At 71.8% G+C, this 23,872-nt stretch carries 20 protein-coding genes and 1 tRNA gene; 20 read left to right on the top strand and 1 reads right to left on the bottom strand.

What is annotated here, in order from left to right:
* Positions 1–93: 93 nt before the first annotated feature.
* The 3 genes from OXG55_08225 to OXG55_08215 are packed head-to-tail and all read left to right on the top strand — an operon-like array spanning position 94 to position 2,866.
* A complete protein-coding gene (locus OXG55_08225; GenBank protein ID MCY4103228.1) occupies positions 94–1,233 on the top strand; it encodes a transglycosylase family protein in 1,140 nt (379 codons plus the stop codon).
* 14 nt (positions 1,234–1,247) lie between these two features.
* Positions 1,248–2,111 carry a 16S rRNA (adenine(1518)-N(6)/adenine(1519)-N(6))-dimethyltransferase RsmA gene (gene rsmA / locus OXG55_08220; GenBank protein ID MCY4103227.1) on the top strand — a complete coding sequence of 288 codons (864 nt, stop codon included), beginning with the start codon at positions 1,248–1,250 and terminating at the stop codon, positions 2,109–2,111.
* Positions 2,108–2,866: a 4-(cytidine 5'-diphospho)-2-C-methyl-D-erythritol kinase gene (locus tag OXG55_08215; GenBank protein ID MCY4103226.1), complete on the top strand. Its 759-nt coding sequence runs from the start codon at positions 2,108–2,110 to the stop codon at positions 2,864–2,866. The genes rsmA and OXG55_08215 overlap by 4 nt, the downstream gene beginning before the upstream one ends.
* An 8-nt stretch (positions 2,867–2,874) precedes the next feature.
* Here the strand turns inward: OXG55_08215 and OXG55_08210 are convergent, their stop codons facing one another.
* On the bottom strand, positions 2,875–2,973 hold the full coding sequence (locus tag OXG55_08210) for an AURKAIP1/COX24 domain-containing protein (GenBank protein MCY4103225.1): 99 nt from the start codon (positions 2,971–2,973) through the stop codon (positions 2,875–2,877).
* Between the two features lie 90 nt (positions 2,974–3,063).
* Here OXG55_08210 and OXG55_08205 point away from each other — a divergent pair.
* The 17 genes from OXG55_08205 to OXG55_08125 all read left to right on the top strand — a co-directional run.
* Positions 3,064–3,135, top strand: a tRNA-Gln gene (locus OXG55_08205).
* A 41-nt stretch (positions 3,136–3,176) separates the two neighbouring features.
* Complete coding sequence (locus OXG55_08200; protein MCY4103224.1) at positions 3,177–4,253, top strand: NTP transferase domain-containing protein; 1,077 nt, start codon at positions 3,177–3,179, stop codon at positions 4,251–4,253.
* Positions 4,250–5,239, top strand: a complete 990-nt coding sequence (locus OXG55_08195) for a ribose-phosphate diphosphokinase (GenBank protein MCY4103223.1) — start codon at positions 4,250–4,252, stop codon at positions 5,237–5,239. Before OXG55_08200 ends, OXG55_08195 begins: the two co-directional genes overlap by 4 nt.
* Positions 5,240–5,313: 74 nt before the next feature.
* Positions 5,314–5,979, top strand: coding sequence for a 50S ribosomal protein L25 (locus OXG55_08190; GenBank protein ID MCY4103222.1), 666 nt, complete (start codon positions 5,314–5,316; stop codon positions 5,977–5,979).
* An 8-nt stretch (positions 5,980–5,987) separates the two neighbouring features.
* Positions 5,988–6,611 carry an aminoacyl-tRNA hydrolase gene (pth, locus tag OXG55_08185; GenBank protein ID MCY4103221.1) on the top strand — a complete coding sequence of 208 codons (624 nt, stop codon included), beginning with the start codon at positions 5,988–5,990 and terminating at the stop codon, positions 6,609–6,611.
* A 5-nt stretch (positions 6,612–6,616) separates the two neighbouring features.
* Entirely contained in the window at positions 6,617–10,096 is a 3,480-nt protein-coding gene (gene mfd, locus OXG55_08180) for a transcription-repair coupling factor (protein ID MCY4103220.1), read from the top strand.
* Positions 10,093–11,469 carry an SAM-dependent methyltransferase gene (locus OXG55_08175; GenBank protein ID MCY4103219.1) on the top strand — a complete coding sequence of 459 codons (1,377 nt, stop codon included), beginning with the start codon at positions 10,093–10,095 and terminating at the stop codon, positions 11,467–11,469. Before mfd ends, OXG55_08175 begins: the two co-directional genes overlap by 4 nt.
* 190 nt (positions 11,470–11,659) lie before the next feature.
* Positions 11,660–12,967, top strand: coding sequence for a phosphopyruvate hydratase (eno, locus tag OXG55_08170; GenBank protein MCY4103218.1), 1,308 nt, complete (start codon positions 11,660–11,662; stop codon positions 12,965–12,967).
* Positions 12,964–13,278 (top strand): septum formation initiator family protein, encoded by a 315-nt coding sequence (locus OXG55_08165; protein ID MCY4103217.1) that lies wholly within the window; start codon positions 12,964–12,966, stop codon positions 13,276–13,278. The genes eno and OXG55_08165 overlap by 4 nt, the downstream gene beginning before the upstream one ends.
* A 140-nt stretch (positions 13,279–13,418) precedes the next feature.
* Entirely contained in the window at positions 13,419–13,883 is a 465-nt protein-coding gene (locus tag OXG55_08160; GenBank protein MCY4103216.1) for a (2Fe-2S)-binding protein, read from the top strand.
* On the top strand, positions 13,880–14,707 hold the full coding sequence (locus tag OXG55_08155) for a xanthine dehydrogenase family protein subunit M (protein MCY4103215.1): 828 nt from the start codon (positions 13,880–13,882) through the stop codon (positions 14,705–14,707). Before OXG55_08160 ends, OXG55_08155 begins: the two co-directional genes overlap by 4 nt.
* Before the next feature lie 6 nt (positions 14,708–14,713).
* A complete protein-coding gene (locus OXG55_08150; protein MCY4103214.1) occupies positions 14,714–15,622 on the top strand; it encodes a MoxR family ATPase in 909 nt (302 codons plus the stop codon).
* A 56-nt stretch (positions 15,623–15,678) separates the two neighbouring features.
* On the top strand, positions 15,679–16,818 hold the full coding sequence (locus OXG55_08145) for a VWA domain-containing protein (protein MCY4103213.1): 1,140 nt from the start codon (positions 15,679–15,681) through the stop codon (positions 16,816–16,818).
* Between the two features lie 101 nt (positions 16,819–16,919).
* On the top strand, positions 16,920–17,234 hold the full coding sequence (locus tag OXG55_08140; GenBank protein ID MCY4103212.1) for an XdhC family protein: 315 nt from the start codon (positions 16,920–16,922) through the stop codon (positions 17,232–17,234).
* 7 nt (positions 17,235–17,241) lie between these two features.
* A complete protein-coding gene (locus OXG55_08135; protein MCY4103211.1) occupies positions 17,242–18,039 on the top strand; it encodes an XdhC/CoxI family protein in 798 nt (265 codons plus the stop codon).
* 75 nt (positions 18,040–18,114) lie between these two features.
* Positions 18,115–18,750: a nucleotidyltransferase family protein gene (locus OXG55_08130; protein MCY4103210.1), complete on the top strand. Its 636-nt coding sequence runs from the start codon at positions 18,115–18,117 to the stop codon at positions 18,748–18,750.
* A gap of 80 nt (positions 18,751–18,830) precedes the next feature.
* Positions 18,831–23,872 (top strand): S8 family serine peptidase (locus tag OXG55_08125; protein MCY4103209.1); only part of this gene is annotated, 5,042 nt, incomplete at its 3' end.

Here is a 23,872-nt window from a genome sequence, read left to right as displayed (position 1 = left end):
GTGCCTGAGACGACCGACAGCACTCGCCGACGTTGGGGGACGTAGATGACCGGGTGTACCGCGGTGACCCCAGAGCGCCGCCGGTCGCCGCTGATGAGCGCTCGCATCGCGGTTGCGGTGGCGGCTGTGGTGGTGCTCGGCGCCGCCTGTGGCGCCGATGCCACCGAGCCCGCCGATGCGCCCCCCACACCCGGCACCGCGGCGGCCGCGGCGCCCTCCGCCGCCGCGGAGGCCACGCCGGCGGCCGGCGATCCCGCGGCTGACGCGCCCCCGGAGGTCCCACCCCAGCCTGCGACGCCCCCGGTGCCGCAGCCGCAACCCGCCCCTTCGCCGCAGCCGGTGCCGCAGCCTGCCCCCTCACCGCAGCCGCCGGTTCAGCGCGACACGTCGGGCGCGCGCACCTTCCCGGCGGCGGAGGTCTGGGAGGGGCTCCGGCAGTGCCAGTCGCAGGGCGACTACGGGTTCGTTCACCCCTCCGGTGAGTACTTCGGGGCCTACCAGTTCACCGTGGCGACATGGGATCGCCTGGCAGCCCAGCGCTACCCGGACCTCGTCGGCGTCCTGCCGTCGGAGGCCGACTCCGCCGATCAGGACCGCATGGCGTACTACCTGTGGATCGAGTCGGGCCACGATCGCTGGCCCGCCTGCAGCCACGTCTTCACCGGGGATCCGCCGACCGAGGCCGCCGCGACCGTGACCGGCGACGGCGGAGCCTCCCCGTCGCCCGCCGCGGACCCCGGCGAGCCCTCCGACGTGGCGACGACCGACGAGGGACAGGTCGAGGGCGCGCCCGTCGAACCGGCGCCGGGTGATGACGAGGCCCTCCCGGCCCCGCCTCCTGGCGCCGAAGCGGAGGAGTCCGGCGAGACGGGCGTCACCGCCACGACCTCTGTTGCCGACCTCGCGGCGCTGGACATCGACCCGGCCATGCAGCCGGCGATCCCGCCGGACGTGCCCGGGTTCCCGACCGAGGAACAGTGGGAGGCACTGCGCATGTGCGAGTCCAGCGGCAACTACGAGGCCTTCAGCCGCGCCGGTCCTTACTACGGCGCCTACCAATTCGATCAGCCGACTTGGGATTTCGTGGCCAGCCGCAACTACCCTCGGTTGGCCGGCGTGCAGCCGTGGCATGCGACGCCCCAGGACCAGACGCGCATGGCCTACCGGCTCTGGGAGGAGCGTGGCGACCAACCGTGGCCGATCTGCGGGCGCCACCTGCGCCCTGGTGCCTGAATGAGGCCGTCACGGTGACGCTCGGCGCCGCCGCGGTTGCCGACCTGCTGCGCCGCCACGAGATCCGGCCGCGCCGCTCGCTGGGGCAGCATTTCGTCATCGATCCGAACACGGCCGAGCGGATCGTGCGGCTGGCGGGCGTCACACCCGGCGAGCGGATCGTGGAGATCGGCGCCGGCTGTGGCGCGCTGACCGTGGCGCTGGCCGACGCCGGTGCGGTGGTGCTCGCCATCGAGATCGACGGGTGTCTCGTCGGCGCCCTCGCCGAGGTCTGCGCCGGGCGGCCCGTCGAGGTGCTGCAGGCCGATGCCACCGATGCAGACGCCTGGGCCCCGCGTCTGGCCGACGGTGAGCACTGGAGGCTCGTCGCCAACCTGCCCTACAACATCGCTGTGCCCCTGCTGCTGGACATCCTCGACGGGCTGCCGCAGATCGCCGGCATGCTGGTCATGGTCCAGGAGGAGGTGGCGGAACGTCTGGCGGCGAGGCCGGGCCGGGGCGCCTACGGGCTCCCGTCGCTGAAGGTCGCCTGCCGGGCGCGCGCCGAGATTCTCGGGCGGGTTCCGCCGACGGTCTTCTGGCCCCGCCCGCGGGTCTCCTCGGCACTGCTGGCAATCGACCGGCTCCCCGAACCCGCCGCGGACAACATCGACGATCTGTACCGCTTGGCGCGCCGGGCGTTCGGCCAGCGCCGCAAGATGCTGCGGGCGTCACTGCGGGGCGTCGTGGCGCCCGCCGCGTTCGCCGCCGCCGGTGTGGATCCTGCCGCCAGACCCCAGGATCTGGGGGTCGCGGACTGGTCGTGTCTGGCGGCGGCCATTGCCGCTACGGACACCCAGGGGGCCGGCGGAGATCACGCGCCGGGGATCGCGTCATGACCGCGGCGGAACTGATCGCACCGGCGAAGCTGACGCTGTCCCTTCGCATCACGGGGCGGCGTCGCGACGGGTACCACCTGCTCGAGGCGGAGATGGTGACGCTCGACCTGGCGGATCGGCTCGTCGTCGAGCCCGGTGAGGGTCTGATCGTCGTGGATGCCGGCGCCGGGATCACGGAGAGCTCCGGGGGGCCGTTGCGATCCGTGGGTGTGCCGGCGGGCGGCGACAATCTGGTCGTCCGGGCCCTGGACCTCGCGGGGCGCCGGGCCCGGGTCACGCTGCACAAGTCGATCCCGGCCGGGGCGGGACTCGGCGGCGGTTCAGCGGACGCGGCGGCGATCCTGCGCTGGGCCGGATTCGACGACGAGCGAAGCGCCGCACAGTTGGGCGCGGATTTGGCTTTCTGCCTGGTGGGCGGGCGAGCGCGGGTCGGCGGGATCGGCGAGATCGTCGAGCCGCTCGCATTCGAACGGCGAACCTTCACGCTCTGCACGCCGCCCTTCGGCTGCTCGACGGCTGCGGTGTACCGGGCCTGGGACCGCCTCGGCGGCCCCGCCGGGCCGGCCGGCAACGATCTCGAGGCCGCCGCCCTGGCTGTCGAGCCGCGTCTGGTCGACGTGCGCGACGCGCTGGCAGAGGCGACGGGTCAGCGGCCGCGCCTCGCCGGGAGCGGCTCGACCTGGTTCGTGGAGGGGGCGTATCCGGCGCCGGGGCGGAGGGTGGTGCAGACGACGCCGTCGCCGCCGGTGGCCTGAACGGCGGCTCAGCGGCCCCTGCGGCGCTGGAAGCGGGTACGCCGGCGCATCTTGCGATACTTCTTCTTGCGCATGCGCTTGCGGCGCTTCTTGATGAGCGAACCCATGGGCTACGAAGCGTAGCCGGTCGGCGGCCGGAACCGCGATGGCGAGCCGGCACCGGCGGCTCCGCGGCGCCCGCTAGCGTGGCAGTAAGGTGGCCGGTAGTTCAATGGAAGAACGCCTGACTTTGGATCAGGAGGTTGCAGGTTCGAGCCCTGCCCGGCCAGCATGACCTCCACCCCGGTATGCCGAGCGATCTGACGGCTCCATGAGCGCTCTCGGCGTCGACCTCTCCGCGATCGTGCTGGCGGCAGGGCGGGGCAGCCGCATGAGATCGGGACTGCGCAAGCCCCTGCACCTGCTGGCCGGTGCGCCGATGCTCGCCCACGTGGTGGACGCTCTGGGCGCCTGCCGCCCGGACCGCATCGTGGTGGTGCTCGGACCCGACGACGAGATCGTCGCCAAGGAGATGCAGACCCGCACCGCTCACCTGCCCCTCGAAGTCGCTGAGCAGCCTGTTCCCCGGGGCACCGGTGACGCCGCCGCCTGCGGGTTGGCCGCCTTGGGAGAGCCTGCCGGGGACCCCGAGGCCGGCGAGCTGATCATCGTTCCCGGCGACGCCCCGCTGCTCCGCCCGGCGACGCTGCGGGCGCTCGTGGAGCACCATCTCGCCGGCGGCGCGGCCTGCACGCTCCTGACCGCTCGCCTCGGCGACCCCACCGGCTACGGCCGGGTCGTGCGGGGCCACGACGGCGTGGTACGCGGCATCGTCGAGCAGATCGACGCCTCCCCGGAGGAGGTCGCGATCGATGAGATCTGCACGTCGGTCTATGTGGTCCGCCGCAGCTACCTCGGCCCGGCGCTACGCCGCATCCGCCCCGACAATGCCGCGGGGGAGTTCTACCTCACCGACATCGTGCAGGTGCTGGCCCGGATGGGCCACAGGGTCGAGGCGTTCACGCTCGCCGACGCCACCGAAGCCCAAGGCGTGAACGATCAGGCGCAACTCGCGACGGCGCGTGCCGAGATCCGGAGGCGGGTCATCGAGGGTTGGCTGCACGGAGGCGTGGCCGTCATCGACCCCGCCGGCACCTATGTCGATGTGACCGTGCGGCTCGCAGCGGGTGTGGTGCTGCGACCGGGCACAATCCTGGAAGGCCACACGGTGGTGGGTGCCGGCGCCGTGATCGGCCCCCACACGCGCCTGGTGGACTGCGCGGTGGGCGCCGGCGCGGTTGTGGAGATGAGCCAGGGCAGCGATGCCGAGATCGGTCCGGGACGGCACGTCGGGCCGTTCGCGACCCTCGGTCCGGCGGCGCCCGAGGCGCAACTCGAGAAGGGATGAACAGCGTGCAACTCGTGACCACGAAGCAACTGCAGGTCATGTCGGGGCGGGCAAACCTCGAACTGGCGGAGGAGATCGCCGCGAACCTCGGCGTCGAGCTGTGCGAGACGAACCTGTCGGACTTCGCCAACGGTGAGATTCACTGCCGCTTCGGGCAATCCATCCGCGGTGCCGACGTCTTCATCATCCAATCGCACGCCGCGCTCGAAGAGCGCTCGATCAACGACGCCGTCATCGAGCAGTTGGTGATGGTGGACGCTGCTCGCCGGGCCTCGGCCAAACGCGTCACGGCCGTCTGCCCGTTCTTCCCCTACGCCCGCCAGGACCGCAAGGCCGAAGGCCGCGAGCCGATCTCCGCCAAGCTCATGGCCAACCTGCTGGCCGCCGCCGGAGCCGGCCGCCTCATCAGCGTCGACCTGCACTCCGGGCAGATCCAGGGTTTCTTCGACGGCCCTTGGGACCACCTCACCGCCATGCCGGTGCTGTGTGAGCGGATCGCCGGTCTGGGCGAGGACCTGGTCGTGGTCTCGCCGGACGCGGGCCGGGTGAAGGTCGCCGAGCGCTATGCCATCGCTCTCGGGGCGGACCTGGCGATCGTGCACAAGAGTCGCATCCGGGGAGAGAAGAGCGCGGTGCAAGCACGCGAGGTCGTGGGCGAGGTGGCCGGGCGCGTCTGCGTGCTGATCGACGACATGATCGACACCGGCGGGACCATCGTGGCCGCCGCCGAGCAACTGGCGGCGCGCGGCGCCGAGGAGGTCTACGCCGCCACGACGCACGGTCTGTTCTCGGGTCCGGCCGTGGACCGGCTGAAGAACTCCGTCATCGGCAAGGTGATCATCACCGACACGCTGCCGCTGCCGCCCGAGAAGTGCATCGACACGCTGGAGGTCGTCTCGGTGGCTCCGATCATCGCGAGCGCCGTCAGGGCGGTCTTCGAGGACGCCTCGGTGAGCGAGATCTTCGGCGGCAACAACCTGTCCTGAGCAGGCGACGGGTCGGCGGCGCGGCCAGGTAGGCTCGCGCCGGTCAATTCTCCGAAATCTTCCGCGGAAAGGCCATGCAGGAAGTCGTCCTCCCCCTCGAATTGGGCCGCGCCACCGGCAGCGGGCCGTCGCGCCGCTTGAGGCTGCAGGGCAAGGTGCCCGCCACGGTGTACGGACTCGGCAAGGAGGCCGTCACCGTCAGTGTCGACTACCGCGAGTTGCGCGGCGCCCTGTCCACCGAGGCCGGGCTGAACGTCGTGCTGAACCTGGATGTCGGCGGCGAGCACGAGATGGCGTTGGTGAAGGAGATGCAGCGCAACCCGCTGCGCGGCGACGTGACCCACGTGGATTTCCTGCGGGTCGAGCCCGATTCCGACGTCGCCGTGGAGGTGCCGATCCACCTGACCGGCCAGGCTTCAGCGGTACTCGACATCAACGGCATCGTCGAGCGGTCGCTGGATACGCTGCGCGTCCTCGCCAAACCGCGCTCGATTCCCAACGAGTTGGTGCTCGACGTGTCCGACTTGACCGTCGGGGACACGCTGACCGTCGCGGACCTCGAATTGCCCCCCGGCGTGACCTCGCTCGTCGATGAGTCGGCACCGGTGGTGTCGGGGATCATCACGCGGAGCGCCCTCGAGGCGGCGGCGGAGGCCGAAGCCGCCGAGGCCGAGGCGGAGGCCGAGGCCGACGGTGACGGCGAGGAAGCCGCCGAGGACGACGCCGGCGACAGCGACTGAGGTCGGCGATGTCCCTGCGTCGGCGGCGGCCGGCTGGGGCACAGCGGACCGGCACCCCCGCCGATCTCCTGGTCGTGGGGCTCGGCAATCCCGGAGAGCGCTATGCCGGTACGCGCCACAACGCCGGTGCGGCGGCGGTGTTGGAGCTCGCAGATCGCCACGGCGGTCACCTGCGGCGCCGCCGGGGCCTCCCGGCGCTGACCGACGAGGTGCGCATCGAGGGCCGGCGCGTGGCGCTGGCGTTCCCGCAGACCTACATGAACGTCTCCGGCGAGGCCGTCGGGAAGCTCGTGAGGCGCTTCGGCGTCGAAGACCTGCAGCGCCTGGTGGTCATCCACGATGAACTCGACCTGCCGACCGGGCGGGTGCAGGTCCGGGCCGGCGGCGGGCTCGCCGGTCACAAGGGCCTGCGATCGATCCGGGACCACCTGCGTGCCACCTCCTTCGTCCGCATCCGCATCGGCATCGGCCGGCCGCCGAGCGCTGCGGCGGGCGCCGGCTACGTGCTGAGCCGCCCCGCCTCGGCGGACCGCGACGCTTTGGCTGCCGCGGCCGGCAGGGCGGCCGACGCCGCCGAGGTCATCGCCACCGGCGGTGTCGAGCAGGCCATGAACACCTTCAATGTCCGCTGAGGGCAATGTCCGCTGAGGGGCCGGGCGGCGCGCGCCCGGGGCTGGCGCCTCTGGCCGCAGAGATCGCCGCGGCGCCGGCGATCGGCGCCTGCCTGGGCCGGCGGGAGGCCTCCCTGGCGGTGCCCGAGCGGGCCCAGCCGGCGGCGCTGGCGGCGCTGGCCCGCGCCTCGGGTCGGCGCCCCCTGGTGGTCTGCACCGTGACCGAGGCGGTGGCCGAGCATCTCGCCGCCGACCTGCAGAGTTGGCTGGGAGCGGACGCGGTCGCTTCCCTTCCGGCCTGGGAGACGCTGCCGTTCGAGCAGGTGAGCCCGGCCGCGGTGGCCATGGGCACGCGGTTGCGCACGATCTGGCGGATGCGTCGGCCCGAGACCACGCCAGCAGTGGTCGTGGCGTCGGTGCGGGCCCTCATGCAGCGGCTCGCACCGGGGACGGAGGACTTCGAGCCGATACGACTGAGCCGCGGGGACCGCTGCGACCGTGACGAGCTGATCGAGAGTCTCGCCGCCGCCGGGTACCGGCGGGGAGTGCAGGTGGAGCAACGGGGCGAGATGGCCGTGCGGGGATCCATCGTCGACGTGTTCGGCGCGACCGCGGCCGATCCGGTGCGCATCGACCTGTGGGGCGATGAGATCGACCGCCTGTGCACCTTCTCGGTCAGCGGCCAGCGCTCGGGGGCCTCGCTGGTCGCCACTGAGATCTTCGGCTGCCGCGAGCTGCGGCCCACCGAGGCAGTGCGCCGGCGGGCGGCGGAGCTCGTCGGGGAGGCGCCGTGGGGCAGCCGGCAGTGGGAACTGCTCGCCGAGGGCGCGTTCTTCGACGGCATGGAGGCGTGGCTGGGGTGGCTCAGCAGCGAGCAGCGCTCGTTCGCCGATCTGATCCCCGCCGGCGGTCTCGTGGTGCTCGTCGAGCGGGATCGGCTGTGGGCGCGGGCGCAGGACCTCCTTGCCGAGGAGGCCGAGCTGGCACGGCACCTGGCCGCTGCCTGGGGCGTGGCTCGGGATGAGCAGCTTCCGAGCGCCCATGTGGCAGCCGAGGATCTCCTGGCCGGCTGCGAGGCGCCGGTGTGGAGTCTGAACAGCAGCCCGTCGAGTCCCGGCGAGCCGCTCGTGGAGGCCCTGGGCTGGGAGTCACCGCTGGGGACCGGCGACGGCCCGGTGCGACAGGTTGCGTCGCTGCTGGCCGAGGGTTACCGGGTCGCCGTGGTGGCCGACGGCGAGGGCTCGGCCCAGCGGCTGCGCCGGCGCCTGGAGGACCACGGGGTGGCGCTCGATGCGCCCTCCGCGCTCCCTGCCGGCGCGGGCTCGGCGGCGTGCTCGGTGACGGTGGGCCCGCTGCGGGTGGGTTGCATCCTGCCCGAGGTCCGTCTGGCGGTGCTCGCCGAGAGTGACCTGACCGGGCGGCGCCGGGTGCATCGGCGGGCGCGCCCCGCGGGGGCGACCCCCGGCGCCGGCGCGGTGGAGGATCTGCAGGTCGGCGGGTTCGTGGTGCATCGCACGCACGGCGTGGCCTGCTACCGCGGCATGGTCACCCGGGCCATGGACGGCGTCGAGAGGGACTACCTGCTGCTGGAGTACCGCGGCGACGCGCGGCTCTACGTGCCCACCGATCAGCTGGACACCGTCCGGCAGTACACCGGAGGCGACGCGCCCACCCTCAGCCGCTTGGGCGGAGCGGACTGGCAGCGCGCCAAGAGCCGGGTACGCGCGGCGGTGTCCGAGGTGGCCGGTGAGCTCGTCGAGCTCTACCGCAAGCGCCACGCAACCGCCGGGCACGCCTTCGGCGCCGACGGACCCTGGCAGGCGCAGATGGAGGCCGCCTTCGCCTATCCCGAGACGCCCGACCAGATCAGTGCCATCGCCCGGGTCAAGGAGGACATGGAACTCGCGGTGCCGATGGACCGGCTGGTCTGCGGTGACGTGGGGTTCGGCAAGACCGAGGTGGCCGTGCGAGCCGCCTTCAAGGCTGTCGCCGACGGGCGCCAGGTGGCTGTGCTCGTGCCGACGACCCTGCTGGCGCACCAGCACCACCAGACCTTCTCCGAGCGGTATGCCGGATTCCCGCTGCGGGTGGAGATGCTGAGCCGGTTCCTCAACCCGGCGGCGACACGCGGCGTGCTGGACGGCCTGCGCAGCGGCGACGTGGACGTGGTCATCGGGACCCATCGTCTGCTCTCCGGCGACGTCGGCTTCGCCCGGCTGGGGCTGCTGATCGTCGACGAGGAGCAGCGCTTCGGCGTCACCCACAAGGAGGCCATCAAGACGCTCCGCCACGACGTGGACGTGCTCACGCTGACGGCCACGCCGATCCCGCGGACGCTGGAGATGAGCCTCACCGGGATCAGGGACATGACGGTCCTGCAGACGCCGCCGGCGGACCGCAAGCCCATCGGCACCTACGTGGGCCCCTACGACGAGCGGGCGGTCATCGAGGCCATCAGGCGCGAGCTGCTGCGCGACGGCCAGGTCTTCTTCGTGCACAACCGGGTGGCGGACATCGACCGCGTCGCCGCGCACCTCCGCGAGCTGGTTCCGGGCGTGCGCGTGGCGGTGGCGCACGGCCAGATGGACGAGGCCGCCCTCGAGCAGGCGGTGCTGGACTTCTGGGACCGGCGCTACGACGTCATGGTCTGCACCACGATCATCGAGTCGGGCATCGACATGCCGACGGTCAACACGCTGATCGTCGACCGGGCGGATCTCATGGGTCTGGCGCAACTGCACCAGATCCGCGGGCGCGTCGGTCGGGCGCAGATGCGCGCCTATGCCTACCTCTTCACCCCGCCGGAGCGCTCGCTGACCACCGAGGCCTACGAGCGGCTCAAGGTCGTGGCGGAGTCCACCGAGCTGGGATCGGGGATCCGCATCGCCATGCGTGACCTGGAGATCAGGGGCGCCGGGAATCTCCTCGGGTTGGGGCAGTCGGGCCACATCGCCGCTGTGGGCTACGACCTGTACTGCGAGATGGTGACCGAGGCGGTGGCGGAACTGGCGGGGGAGGTGCCCGAGCCGCCCGCCGAGTTGAACCTGGAAGTACCGGTGGACGCGCACCTGCCGGCGGACTACGTGCCGTCGGAGTCGTTGCGCTTCGCCGCCTACCGCCGCCTGGCGGAGGCCACGAGCGCCGAGGCCGTCGCCGACGTGCGCGCCGAGTGGCTGGATCGGTTCGGGCCGCTGCCCGCCGCCGCCGAGTCGCTGCTCGGTGTGGCCCGGCTGCGGGTGCTCTGCGTCGCCGCCGGTGTCACCGACGTGTCGGTGCGGTCGGCGCCCGGCGGGGGGGCCGAGGCTCGCATCACGCCCCTGCGGCTGCGCGAGAGCCGGCGGGTGCGCCTGGAGCGGCTCTGGCCGTCCGCTGCCTACGATCCGTCCTCGGGGCGCCTCCGTGTGCCGCTGCGCAGCCGCTCGGGAGCCGTCGAGGCGATCACCGAGGTGCTCGAGCGCCTTGCCGATCAGCCCCCGCCGGCAGCGGCTTCCCCGCCGGCCGCATGAACTCCGAGTCGCCGCGCGTCACCGTCGTCGGGCTCGGCCCGGCCGGGGCCGACCTCGTCACCGAAGGCACCCGAGCGCTCATCGAGGCGGTGCCGCCGGCGGCGCGCTTCGTCCGCACCGTCCGCCACCCTTCTGCGGGGGTCGTGGCGCCGGCGAAGGGTTGTGACGACCTCTACCGTTCGGCGCAGCGCATCGAGCAGGTGTACGAGGCCATCGTCGAGCGCCTCGTGGCGGCGGCGAGGCGTCACGGAACGGTGCTGTATGCCGTGCCGGGTTCGCCTGCTGTGGCGGAGCGATCGGTGCAGATGCTCCTCGGCGACAGCCGCGTCGACGCCGAGGTGCACCCGGCGCTGTCCTTCGCCGATCTGGCATGGTCCCGGCTCGGGGTCGATCCCCTGGCGAGCGGGGTGCGGATCGTCGACGGCCAGCGGTTCGCCGGCGAGGCGGCGGGCGAGCGCGGGCCGCTGCTGGTGGCTCAGTGCGACAGCGCCGAGACCCTGGCGGCGGTCGCTCCGGCGCTGCCGGCACCCTCGACGGTGGTCTGGGTCCTGCACCACCTGGGCCTGGAATCCGAGCGGGTGGAGCAGGTCCGTGCCGGCGATCTGGCGCGCTGGGAGCCGGTGGACCACCTCACGTCGCTGTACATCCCCGAGATGGCCGACGTGTCCGCAGCCGAACTGGTCCGCTTCGGCGAGTTGGTTGCGACGCTGCGTGCCGAGTGCCCGTGGGATCGCAGGCAGACGCACCGCAGCCTTCGCCGCCACCTGCTCGAGGAGGTCTACGAGGTGCTGGAGGCCATCGACGGGTTGCCGGAGCCGGCGGCGCCGGGCGGCGCCACCGCAGCGGGCGAGGGCTATGAGCACCTCGAGGAGGAACTCGGGGATCTGCTCTTCCATGTCTTCTTTCACGCCACGCTGGCCGCCGAGCAGGGACAGTTCACCATCGGCGACGTGGTGCGGCAGGTGGACGCCAAGCTGAGACGGCGCCATCCTCACGTGTTCGGCCCGGCGGCGGGCGCCGCCGGCGACGAGGAATCGCTGGACGCCGGGTGGGAACAGATCAAGCGTGTCGAGAAGGGGCGCGCCTCGGCGATGGACGGCATCCCCGAGGCGCTGCCCGCGCTGCTTGGTGCGCTCAAGGTGCAGAAGCGGGCCGAAGCCGCCGGCCTCGGCCGCAGCAGCGAGACCACCGCGCGGGCGCGCCTGCGGGCCGCCCTCGACGTCCCGCCGGGGCGGCGTGATGAGGGGTGGCTCGGATCGTTGCTCTTCGAGGTGGTCGAACTGGCGCGGCACTGCTCGCTGGATCCGGAGTCGGCGCTGCGGGCGGCCTCGAACGCAGCCCGCGAGGAGTTCCGCCGGGCCGAGGAGATCTGACCGGCCGCGGCGCCGCCGCGGCCGTGCGGCGCCCCGCACCCCGGGGCGGAATCTGTGGACAAATCCCGTCTCCCCCCTTTTCAACGCCTCACATCGCGTGTAACTTCTGCCACTTGTTCCCCTTTTCCAACAGGAACAACCCCTCGGGAACAGCCCCTCGGGAACAGATCGTGCACACGAGGCGCACCGTATGAGCGCAATAGTCCACGTCACGGGACGGGAGATCCTTGACTCGCGCGGTAACCCCACCGTCGAGGCGGACGTCGCGCTGGCGTGCGGGGCCCGCGGGCGTGCCGCTGTCCCCTCCGGCGCCTCCACCGGCAGCCTCGAAGCCCTCGAACGCAGGGACGGCGACTCGCGCTACGGCGGCAAGGGCGTACGTCAGGCGGTGGCCGCGGTCAACGGGGAGATCGCCGCGGCCGTGCGCGGGCTCGACTCGGCCGACCAGCGGACCCTGGACCGAACGCTGATCGAACTGGACGGGACGCCCGGCAAGTCCCGACTCGGTGCCAACGCCATCCTCGGCGTCTCGCTGGCGACTGCGGCGGCCGACGCCGCCGGCCGCGACGTCCCGCTGTACCGGCGGATCGGCGGCGACGGCGCCACCACGCTTCCGGTGCCGCTCATGAACCTTCTCAACGGCGGCGCGCACGCCGACAACAACCTCGACCTGCAGGAGTTCATGGTCGTGCCGCTCGGGGCGGGGTCGTTCAGCGAGGGACTGCAGTGGGGGACGGAGATCTATCAGACCCTGCGCGGGCGGCTGTCGGCGGCGGGGCTGTCCACGGCGGTCGGTGACGAGGGAGGTTTCGCTCCCGACGTCCCCAGTAACGAGACGGCGCTGGAGTTGCTGCTGGGCGCGGTCGAAGAGGCCGGGCTGCGTCCGGGCGACGACGTCGCGCTGGCACTGGACGTGGCGGCCACGGAGTTCGCCGAGGCCGGGGAGTACCGCCTGGCGGGCGAGGGGCGGAGCCTGGACCGTGCCCAGATGGTCGACTACCTGGCATATCTGGCGGGCAGCTTCCCGGTCTGCTCCATCGAGGACGGCATGGCGGAGGATGATTGGGAGGGCTGGGGGATGCTCACCGAGGCGTTGGGTGACCGTCTGGCGCTGGTGGGCGACGACCTGTTCGTCACCCGGGTGGACCTGCTGCAGAGGGGCGTCTCCTCCGGTGTCGCCAACTCCATTCTCATCAAGGTGAACCAGGTGGGCACGCTCAGCGAGACCCTGGACGCCATCGAGGCTGCGCAGGCGGCGGGATACGGAGCGGTCGTGTCGCATCGCTCCGGCGAGACCGAGGACACCACCATCGCCGACTTGGCGGTGGGCGCCGGGACGGGGCGCATCAAGGCCGGCGCGCCCGCCCGCAGCGATCGCACCGCCAAGTACAACCGCCTGCTGCGCATCGAGGAGGAGCTTGCCGAGTCCGCCGTGTACGGGTCCGGCAGCGGCGGATCGGGGCCCGGCGGATCGGGGCCCGGCGGAGTTGCGCCATGACCTCGCCGGCTGCTCGACGCCTGCAGCGGGCGCTGGTCATCGTGTCACTCAGCGCCGTGGTGCTCGCCGTCACCTGGACCTGGGGTGTGAACCCGGCGCGGAACTGGCTCGACCAGCGCGACCGGATCATCCAACTGGAGGCCCGGCTGGCCGAGGTGCAGTCGTCCAACGCGGCGCTGCGGGCCGACATCGAACTGTTGCACACCGACGCCGAGATCGAGCGCATCGCCCGGCGAGACCTCGGTCTGATCTATCCCGGTGAGGAGGCGTACGCCATCAACCTGCCGGCGGCCGTCGTCGGCTCGGGCTGAGCGGGCACCGCGTCGGCTGCCGCCGCCGGCGTGCACCGATGCGCGCACTGGGAGTGCCCGGTAGCGTGCGCTACTGTGTTCGCCCGGTGAGCGGCGAGTCGATCGTTCGCCAGGTCGGTTCCGGCCACAGGGAGGCATAGGTGGAGATATCGGTCACGATCAACGGGACGACCCACTCGCACGACGTGGAGCCCCGGACGCTCCTGGTGCACTACATCCGCGACGTGGTCGGCCTCACGGGCACCAACATCGGCTGTGACACGTCGTCCTGCGGTGCCTGCACCATCCACGTCAACGGCGAGTCGGTCAAGTCCTGCACGATGTTCGCGGTGCAGGCCGACGGTGAGGATCTCCTGACCATCGAGGGTCTCGCCGACGGTGACACGCTCCACCCCATGCAGGAGTCCTTCCGTCAGTGCCACGCCCTGCAGTGCGGCTACTGCACGCCGGGCATGGTGATGGCGGCGGTCTCGTTCCTGGACGAGAACCCGAACCCCAGCGAGCGGGAGGTGCGGCTCGGCCTGGAGGGGAATCTCTGCCGCTGCACCGGCTACCACAACATCGTCAAGGCGGTTCTGCACTGTGCGGCAGGAGGTGAGCAGTGATCCCTGCAGCTTTCGACTACGTCCGCGCCGGCTCCGCGGAGGAGGCCGTCGCCACCCTCGCCACCCACGGTGACGAGGCGAAACTCCTGGCAGGGGGACACTCGCTGATCCCCCTCATGCGGTTCCGCCTGGCACGCCCGGCCGTCCTCGTGGACATCGGGCGTCTCGACGACCTGTCGTACATCCGCGACGGGGGCGACCACGTGGCGATCGGGGCGCTGACGCGCCACCGCGCCGTCGAGACCAGCGACCTGGTTGCGGCCCGTGCGGGCCTGCTGGGCGAGGTCACCTCGCACGTCGGCGACCCGCAGGTGCGCCACCGGGGGACCCTCGGCGGGGCGGTCGCCCACGGCGATCCGGCCTCGGACATTCCCTCGGCACTCATCGCGCTCGGCGCCACCTTGGTGGCCACCGGCTCGCAGGGCAGCAGGGAGATCTCCGTCGACGACTTCTTCAGCGGCTTCCTGGAGACGGCGCTGGCCGACGACGAGATGCTGACCGAGGTGCGCATTCCCGCTGCCGACGGCGCCCGCTGGGGTTTCGAGAAGTTCAACCGCCGTGCTCAGGACTGGGCGATCGTGGGGGTGTCAGCGGTCGTGCGCGCCGGCGGCGAGGTGGGCGTGGGACTGGTGAACATGGACTCGACGCCTGTGCGGGCCGCCGCCGTCGAGAGCGCTCTGGCGGGCGGGGCTTCGGGCGCCGAGGCGGCGGAGTTGGCCGCCGAGGGCTGCGAACCCACCGAGGATCTCAACGCCAGCGTCGAGTACCGCCGGCACCTGGCCCGGGTCCTGACGCGACGGGCACTCGAAGCCGCCGGGTTGTAGCGCCCCGTGGGAGTGGGCCCCGGGTCGGTGACCGAGGTCGCCGACGGCCTCCGCGCCAACGACTACCTGCCGTCGGAGGGGCTCGCCACGGCGATCTTCCTGGCGCTCTCGCTGCAGCGGCCGCTGCTGCTGGAGGGCGAGGCCGGAGTCGGCAAGACCGAGGTGGCCAAGACGCTGGCGGGTTGGCTGGGCAGCCGCCTCATCCGCCTGCAGTGCTACGAGGGCATCGACGTGTCCCAGGCCGTGTACGAGTGGGACTACTCGCGCCAGTTGCTGCACCTGCGCACGGCCGAAGCCACCGGTGGGGCGTCCGGTGCCGATGCGGCCGCGCTGGAGGACTCCCTGTACTCCGAACGCTTCCTGGTGAAGCGGCCGCTGCTGGACGCCATCTCCCACGACGACCCGGTGCCGCCGGTGCTGCTGATCGACGAGGTGGACCGATCCGACGACGAGTTCGAGGCCTTCCTGCTGGAGGTCCTTTCGGACTGGTCGATCACGGTGCCCGAGTTGGGGACCTTCCGCGCCGCCGCGCCGCCGATCGTGGTGGTGACCTCCAACCGCACCCGCGACGTCCACGACGCCCTTAAGCGCCGCTGCCTTTACCACTGGGTGGAGCACCCCGACTTCGAACGCGAGGTGGCGATCATCTCGCTGCGCACCAACGGTGTCGCGCCGGCGCTGGCGCGCCAGGTCGCGGCCGCTGTCGCCCGGTTCCGCGACATCGGCCTCTACAAGCCGCCCGGCGTGGCCGAGAGCATCGACTGGTCGATGGCGCTGGTGCGTCTCGGTGTGGACGGCCTGGACGCCACCAGCGCCGAGGTGACCCTGGGAGCCGTGCTCAAGTACCGGGAGGATCAGGGGCGGGTCCAGGAGTTCGGCCTCGACAGGATCATCGCCGAGGCCACGAGCCGCTAGCGGCGTGGCCCCTGCGAGTTGCCACCTCACCCGCCGAGTGCGGTGAACCTCCGACTGTGACCGACGGCCCGGCTCTCGTCGCCGCGGCGCGAGCTGAGAACATCTGCGCTCTGGCGGCCCGCTTCGGCGCCGCGCTGCGCGAGGCGGAGCTGGAAGTGCCGGTGGGTTCGATGATCACCTTCCTGGCGGCGCTGGGCGCAGTCGGGGTGGACACCCGCGCCAAGGTGTACTGGTGCGGTCGCGCCACGCTGGTGCACCGGCCCGAGGACTTCGACACCTACGACGTGGTGTTCACCCGCTTCTGGGAGGGGATCGACCCGCAGAGCCTGCTCCCGCCGCCGCCGGTGGCGGAGGTCACCCTCGCCTTCGACGACCTCGAGGGGGACGGTCCCGACGGCGATGGCGAGGACGACTCGGACACCATCGCGGTGCGCTACAGCCCCTACGAGTTGCTGCGGGAGAAGGACTTCGCCGACTGCTCCGCCGACGAGCTGGCCGAACTGGCTCAACTGATGAGCCAGTTGCGGCTCGGCGGCGTGATGCGCCGGTCACGGCGGTTGCAGGCCGTGCGGGTGCCGCGGGGACGGCCCGACCTGCGCCGCACGGTGCGCCGGGCGCTGCAGGCCGGCGGCGAGCCGATCACCCGGTCGTTCCGCCAACCCGGCGAGCAGCCCCGCCGCCTGGTGCTGCTGCTCGACGTGAGCGGATCGATGGAGTCCTACGCCCGGGCGCTGCTGCGCTTCGTGCACGCCGCGGTGGTGGCTCGCCGCCGGGTGGAGGCCTTCGCTCTGGGAACCCGGCTCACCCGCCTCACCCGCGAGCTCTCGACCCGCGACCCCGACGCAGCCTTCGACCGTGCCGCCGGCGCGGTCGAGGACTGGTCCGGCGGTACCCGCCTGGGCCGCTCGATCGGCGTCTTCTGCGACCTGTGGGGGGTGCGGGGAATGGCCCGGGGCGCTGTCGTCGTGATCCTCTCCGACGGTTGGGATCGGGGGGAGCCGGCGGTCATGGCCGAGAGCATGGGCCGCCTCGGCCGGGTGGCACACAAGATCATCTGGGTCAACCCTCTCAAGTCCACGCCCGGCTATGCGCCCCTCGCCCAGGGGATGGCGGCAGCGCTGCCATTCGTGGACGAGTTCGTGGAGGGCCACTCGCTGGCATCGCTGGAAGAACTGGCCAACAGGGTCGCGGCCTGAGAGCTGCCTCCAAAGAGCTGCCTCGAAAAGGGGGGTCGGAGTCCCGCTATCGGCCTACGCTTCGGTGAGCACAGCCGAGCGCAGCCCTCCGGGAGGTTCTGATGCAGGAGTTGCTGGACGATATCGACCGCTGGCGAGCGGCCGGTCAGCGTGTGGCGGTGGCCCGCGTGACCGATCTCGACGGGTCAGGCCCGCGGGACCCGGGCGCCGCCATGGCGGTGAACGAGGCGGGCGAGGTGTCGGGCTCGGTGTCGGGCGGTTGCGTGGAGGGCGCGGTGGTGGCCGAGGCGCTGGAGGTGCTCGAGGCGGGTGAGCGGCGCATGGTGAGCTTCGGCTACAGCGACGACGAGGCGTTCGCCGTGGGTCTCACCTGCGGCGGCACGATCCACCTCTTCGTCGAGCCGCTGGACTGGTAGGCACCGTATGGCTGCCGATCCGGCGCCCCTCTATGAGGCCCTCGCCGAGGCGTTGCGGGCCGACGAGCCGGTCGCGCTGGCCACGATCATCGAGGGGGTCGGCAAGGGCGCCCGCCTGCTCGTGCGTCCCGGTATGGAGGCGCTCGGGACCCTCGGCAGCCCCGAACTCGACGACGTTGCGACCCGTGACGTGCTCGGCGAACTCGAACTGGGCCAGACCTGCGTCCGCCACTACGGCGCCGGCGGGGAGCAGCGGATGGAGGACCTCACGCTGTTCGTGGAGTCCTTCGCCCCCCAGCCCAGGATGCTGATCTTCGGCGCCGTGGACTTCACCGCCGCCCTGGCGAGGGTGGCGAAGGTGCTGGGCTACAAGGTCGTGGTGTGCGACGCCCGCAAGGTCTTCGCCACGCCCAAGCGCTTCCCGATGGCCGACGAGATCAGGGTCGAGTGGCCCGACAGCGTCTTCGACGCCTACGGCGGCAGGCTGCGGCCCGTCGACGCCGTCTGCATCCTCACCCACGACACCAAGTTCGACGTGCCGGCGGTGGTGCGCGCCCTGCAGACCGACGTGGGCTACATCGGGGTGATGGGCAGCCGCCGCACCCACGCCAAGCGGATCGAGCGGCTCCGCGAGGTGGGAGTGGATGAGGACGGGCTGGCGAGGCTCATGGCCCCGATCGGCCTCGACATCGGCGGGCGCACTCCCGAGGAGACGGCGGTCTCGGTCGTGGCGGAGATCATCGCGGTCCGCGCTGGACGGGCGGCCCCGTCGCTGCGGGACAGCGCCGGCCCCATCCATCGCTGAGAAGTGCTGCCGGAACGCTCGCCGGGACCGGCCGCGGCGCGGTCAACGGTCTCTCGCCTCGCTGGACTGAACCCGGTGCCGCGGGCTTCTCGACCTGCCGGGCCTGCCGCCGACAACCCCGCCGGAAGCGGCCTTACGGCTGATACCCGCCGCGGGACTGCGGGCGTCCTGCTGGCCGCCGGCGAGGGATCGCGGTTCGCCGGCCCCACTCACAAACTGCGCGCCGAGTTCGGTGGCCGGCCCCTCCTCCGGTGGGCTGTCGATGCCGCCCTCGAAGCCCCTCTGGCGGCCGTCTACGTGGTGCTCGGCGCCGAGGACCTCAGCGACCTGCTCCCCCCCGAGGTGACCATCGTGATGAACCATGACTGGCAGCGCGGCCAGTCCTGGTCGCTGCAGGCCGGCGTCCGCACCGCCGAGATGGACGGGCACGCGGCGGTCGTGGTGGGCGTGGCCGATCAGCCCCTCGTCGGTGCCGAGGCCTGGCGGCGGGTGGCCGAGGCCCCGGGATCCATCGTCACCGCCGTCTACGGCGCCCGCCGACGCCCGCCGGTGAAGCTCGACGCCGCGGTGTGGCCGCTGCTCCCGCTCGACGGCGACGAGGGCGCCCGCCAACTCATGCGCCGCCGCCCCGAGATGGTCCGCGAGGTCACCTGCCCCGGCGACCCCACCGACATCGACACCCGCGAGGACCTCCGCCGCCGCGACCGGTGACCGGGAGTCCGCCGTCGGAGAGTAATATCCAAGGGATGTCCGGCCGGGGAGCATTCTGTCGTCAGGCCCGCCGAGCGGGGGTGGTTCTGGGCTTGGCCGTGGCGCTGTTGGCGGCGTCGATCCCCGGCGTCGCCGCGGAGACCCGGATCGAGGACGCTGCTCCTCCGACCGACTCGGACCCCGAAGAGCCTCTGCTCCCCGACGATCTGCTCTCGGAGTCGCCGGGCCCCGTGCCCGCGCTCGATCCGGGGCAGGTGTACCCCAATCTCGGTTCGCAGCTCAGCACGTTGGCCGTCGCCCACGATTCGGTGGCCGCCCGCGCGCCCGCCCCTGACCCGTCCGACCCGAACGCGACGGCGACCCCTGCGCCCCCGACGCTCGCCTTGGGCCCCGATTCGACATTGAGCGAGCCGATCCCGCTCATGGTCCAGCTCGACGGCAATCGTGACGGGGTCGTGGCATTCCTTGCCCGAGCCGGCGTGAGCGCGGTCAATGTGTCATCCGACTACCTCGAGGTGAACCTGCCGCCGGCGTTGCTGGGGCAACTCGCCCGGCAGGCCGGGGTGATGCGGGTGCGCGAGATCCCGCCGCTGGAGCCGCTCCGGGGTGCGGTCACCAGTCAGGGCGTGGCTCTTCACCTGGCCGACATCTGGCAGGAGGCCGGGTTCACGGGCAGGGGTGTCAAGGTCGGCGTCATCGACTTTGCGTCGCGGCACAACCACAAGGACGGGTTCGTCGGGTTGCGCGCGCGGCTGGGGATCGAACTGCCGAGGACCGTGACCGGCCGCTGTTACCGCTCGCTCGGCAGACCCACGAGCGATCTGGCCAATTGCGATTCTTTCCCCGGCGCCGACCATGGCACCATCGTCGCCGAGACCCTGATGGACGTCGCCCCTGATGCTTCGCTGTACGTCTCGAATCCCGCCAGTTTCGGCGACCTGCAGAGCGCTGCCGAGTGGATGAAGGACCAGGGCGTGAAGGTCATCGTCCACTCGGTCAGCTGGACGTACCACGGTGCCCCCGACGGCACATCGCCGATCAGACCCAGTGCGCTCAACACGGTCAAATGGGCCGCGGACAATGGGATTCTCTGGGTCAACTCGGCCGGCAACGGGGCGCAGCGCACCTGGTACGGCTCGTTCGCCGACTCCGACGACGACGGCTACCACGAGTGGCAGCGCTATCAGGGGATGACCCCCGACGAAGGCCAGTCCTTCAGGTTCGCAACACTTTCGGGGTTGACGATCTTTATGCGTTGGGATGACACTTGGGGCGGCGCCACGAAGGACCTCGACCTGGAGTTCCTGTACTACCCTCCCGGAAGCACGACGGGGCAGGTCGTCGCCACCAGCGCCGACACTCAGAGCGGCAGATCGACGGATTATCCGACCGAGCGAATCTCTAGGCTTATCCTCAACCCGGGGACATACGCCGCCTTCGTGAAGAAGAAGGATGGCAGCGCCGCTCCGTCCTGGGTGCAGTTCTCGGTCTTCTCGAATTCCCTTTCCCGCCTCGAGCACTTCACCCTCAGCCACTCCGTCACGTCCCCGGCGGACAGCGCCAGCGCGGGCGTCCTGGCCGTCGGCGCCGCGCACTATGCGAACGTCAACACCCTTGAGTCCTACAGCAGCCGCGGTCCCACGCCTGACGGGCGGATCAAACCGGACATCGTGGGTGTGGCTTGTGGGCTCACGACACGCAGAACCAGGTTCTGCGGCACCTCTCAGGCGGCGCCGCACGTGGCAGGTCTCGCCGCCTTGGTCCTGCAGCGCAACCCCTCCTTCACCCCCCAAAAGCTGGCTGACTATCTGAAGACCAACGCGGCCGAGCGCGGCACCGCGGGTGCTGACAGCAGTTGGGGTCACGGCTTCGCTCAGCTGCCCCTCGCCGGTTTGCCTGCCATCGACTGTGCCGCAGACCTTACGGGCGACGGATCCACCGAGGGCAGGTGGATAGCTGTCTGCCGGTCGCAGGCCAGGAGGAGTTTCGCCCGCTACTACAACTTCAGCTTGGACAAGCAGAGCGAAGTCACAATCGATCTCAAGTCCGTGGTCGACCCCTACCTCTACCTGAGGCGCGGGGGAGACCGGAAAGGCAGCGCCCTGTTCGCGGACGATGACGGCGGGGAGGGCACGAACTCGCGGCTCCACAGGACGCTCCCCGCGGGCGACTACACGATCGAGGCGACCACCTACAGCAGCGATCGGGTCGGTTCGTTCACCTTGACCGTGGCCGGTCTGCCCCCGGCCAAAACAGATCCGGAGGTCGCTGTCACCGCCGGTTCGGGGAGCACCGGGGGCGGGGGGACGACCGACTCCACAGGCGTCACCGAGGGCGGGAAGGCGACGTTCACGTTCGCGGCGGATCCGCCGCCGTCGGCGCCGTTGAGCGTGTCGCTGACCGTGACCCAGCAGGGCGATTTCGGGGTGGCGACGGGTTCGCGGACCGTGACGATCCCCACGAGCGGTTCGGTGCAGTTGGCTGTGGCGACGGTGGACGATTCCGCCGACGAGGCGGACGGCTCGGTGACCGTCACGCTCAACAGCGGGAAGGGTTACACGGTGTCGGGCACCGAGGGCGCGGCCACAGTCGCGGTGGCCGACGATGACGATCCGTTGCCGGAGGTCAGCGTCACCGCCGGTGGCGGGGTGACCGAGGGCGCTGACGCCTCCTTCACCGTCACGGCGGATCCGCCGCCGTCGGCTGCGTTGAGTGTGTCGCTGACCGTGGCTCAGACCGGCGATTTCGGGGTGGCGGCGGGTTCGCGGACGGTGACGATCCCCACGAGCGGTTCGGTGCAGCTCGCGGTGGCGACGTTGGACGACTCCGCCGACGAGGCGGACGGGTCGGTGACAGTCACCCTCGACAGCGGGAAGGGTTACACGGTCTCGGGCACCGAGGGCGCGGCCACCGTGGCCGTGGCCGACGATGACCTTCCCGCGTTAGCAGGCACCTCAGACCCGTGCGTACACGATCTCACCGGCCCCGGGGTCGTTCGGGGCGAGTGGACTGCGGCGTGCCTGACGCCCACGAGCTACTCAAACAAGAGCGCCGAGTACTACAACTTCAGCCTCGTCCAGCAGAGCCGGGTAACGATCGATCTGCGGGGAGAGCAGGCCGGCGATCCCGACACCTACCTCAACTTGAGGAGGGGCGTCGGGGAGCGTTCGGCTGCGGTGGTGGCGCGCAACGACGACGGTCGGAGGCGGTCCGGCGTGCATCCTTGGTCGGCGTTGCTGGAGGTCACGCTGGCGGCGGGCGACTACACGATCGAAGCCACCACCTTCCGCTCGGGAGCGAGGGGCCCGTTCACTCTGGAGGTGACAGGCATCCCGCGCCAAGCCGGTGCGCCGCAGACTCCTGAGGTCAGCGTCAGCGGCGGCACCGGCGTCACCGAGGGCACAGCGGCGACCTTCACCGTCACCGCGGCGCCCGCGCCGTCGGCGCCGCTGAGCGTCTCGCTGACCCTCACGCAGCAGGGCGACTACGCCGCCGCGGGCGCCACCGGCGCTCAGTCGGTGACCGTGCCCACCACCGGTTCGGCGCGGTTCACTGTCGCCACGGTCAACGACGACGTCGACGAGGCCGACGGCTCAGTCACGGCGACCCTGAAGGTGGGCAGCGGCTACACCGTGTCGGCCACCGAGGGCGCGGCGACGGTGGCGGTGGCCGACGACGACGACCCGCCGCCGGCGGTGCCGGAGGTCAGCGTCACCGCCGGGGCTGGCGTCACCGAGGGTGCAAGCGCCGAATTCACCGTCACGGCCAGCCCGGTGCCGTCGACTCCCCTGCGTGTGTCACTGGCGGTGACTCAGAGCGGCGATTTCGGCGTGTCCACGGGTTCGCGGACGGTGACCCTGCCCACTGCCGGTTCGGCGCGGTTCACTGTCGCCACGGCCGGCGATGACACCGACGAGGCCGACGGCTCGGTCACCGTCACCCTCAACAGCGGTCAGGGCTACACCGTGTCGGGCACCGACGGGGCGGCGACGGTGGCCGTGGCCGACGACGACGCCCCACCGCCGCCCCCGGCGGTGCCGGAGGTCAGCGTCACCGCCGGCGGCGGGGTGACAGAGGGCGGCTCGGCCTCCTTCACGATTACTGCCGACCCCCCGCCCACCTCGCCCCTCTCGGTGAGCGTGACGGTCACCCAGCAGGGCGACTACGGTGCCGCCACGGGCACCAAGACCGTCACGGTCCCCACCAGCGGCACTAAGACCTACAGCGTCGCCACGGCCGGCGATGACACCGACGAGGCCGACGGCTCGGTCACCGTCACCCTCAACGCCGGACAGGGCTACACCGTGTCGGGCACCCGGGGCGCGGGCACGGTGGCCGTCTCCGACGACGACGACCCGCCGCCGCGGGTCTGCGTCACTGCAGACGCCGCCCTGCTGGCCCAGCTCGAGGCCAAGACCCGGGACCCGTGGAATGGCGCGCGCCCCGACCTGTTGGACACGTTCACCCGCTCGTACAACACCATGAAGGGCACCGACACCTATACGGTGGCGCAACTCAAGGCCCGCCCGGACCGCCAGGAGTCGAACTGGCAGGGGGCCGGCCCCAACGCGCTGTGGCAGAGGGTGTACGCCGAGTTGGACCGCCTCCAAGCCTGCCGCGACGCGCCGCCGCCTCCTCCACTGCCTCCGCCGCCCCCCGAGCCGGAGGTCAGCGTGACCGCCGGCTCGGGCGTGACCGAAGGCCAGAACGCCTCCTTCACCGTCACGGCCAGCCCCGCGCCGGCGGCACCCCTGTCGGTGACGATGACGGTCACCCAGCAGGGCGACTACGGCGCCGCCACGGGCACCAAGACCGTCACGGTCCCCACCAGCGGCACCAAGACCCACACAGTCGCCACGACCGGCGACAACACCGACGAGGCCCACGGCTCGGTCACCGTCACCCTCAACGCGGGCAGCGGCTACACCGTGTCCTCATCCCGCGGCGCGGCCACAGTCGCGGTCTCCGACGACGACGACCCGCCGCCTCCACCGCCGCCTCCTCCACCGCCTCCGCCGCCTCCGCCTCCGCCGCCTCCGGACCCCGAGGTCGGCGTGACCGCCGGCCCGGGCGTGACCGAAGGCCAGAACGCCTCCTTCACCGTCACGGCCAGCCCCGCGCC

It is taken from the genome of bacterium, from assembly GCA_026708055.1.
GTDB lineage: Bacteria > Actinomycetota > Acidimicrobiia > Acidimicrobiales > CATQHL01 > VXNF01.
This window is presented reverse-complemented; position numbering and strand designations above follow the sequence as displayed.

Coding starts and splice junctions, on each gene's coding strand:
- OXG55_08225 (MCY4103228.1), top strand. CDS start 94: ATGAGCGCTCGCATCGCGGTTGCGGTGGCGGCTGTGGTGGTGCTCGGC.
- OXG55_08215 (MCY4103226.1), top strand. CDS start 2,108: ATGACCGCGGCGGAACTGATCGCACCGGCGAAGCTGACGCTGTCCCTT.
- OXG55_08210 (MCY4103225.1), bottom strand. CDS start 2,973: ATGGGTTCGCTCATCAAGAAGCGCCGCAAGCGCATGCGCAAGAAGAAG.
- OXG55_08200 (MCY4103224.1), top strand. CDS start 3,177: ATGAGCGCTCTCGGCGTCGACCTCTCCGCGATCGTGCTGGCGGCAGGG.
- OXG55_08195 (MCY4103223.1), top strand. CDS start 4,250: ATGAACAGCGTGCAACTCGTGACCACGAAGCAACTGCAGGTCATGTCG.
- OXG55_08190 (MCY4103222.1), top strand. CDS start 5,314: ATGCAGGAAGTCGTCCTCCCCCTCGAATTGGGCCGCGCCACCGGCAGC.
- pth (MCY4103221.1), top strand. CDS start 5,988: ATGTCCCTGCGTCGGCGGCGGCCGGCTGGGGCACAGCGGACCGGCACC.
- mfd (MCY4103220.1), top strand. CDS start 6,617: ATGTCCGCTGAGGGGCCGGGCGGCGCGCGCCCGGGGCTGGCGCCTCTG.
- OXG55_08175 (MCY4103219.1), top strand. CDS start 10,093: ATGAACTCCGAGTCGCCGCGCGTCACCGTCGTCGGGCTCGGCCCGGCC.
- eno (MCY4103218.1), top strand. CDS start 11,660: ATGAGCGCAATAGTCCACGTCACGGGACGGGAGATCCTTGACTCGCGC.
- OXG55_08165 (MCY4103217.1), top strand. CDS start 12,964: ATGACCTCGCCGGCTGCTCGACGCCTGCAGCGGGCGCTGGTCATCGTG.
- OXG55_08140 (MCY4103212.1), top strand. CDS start 16,920: ATGCAGGAGTTGCTGGACGATATCGACCGCTGGCGAGCGGCCGGTCAG.
- OXG55_08135 (MCY4103211.1), top strand. CDS start 17,242: ATGGCTGCCGATCCGGCGCCCCTCTATGAGGCCCTCGCCGAGGCGTTG.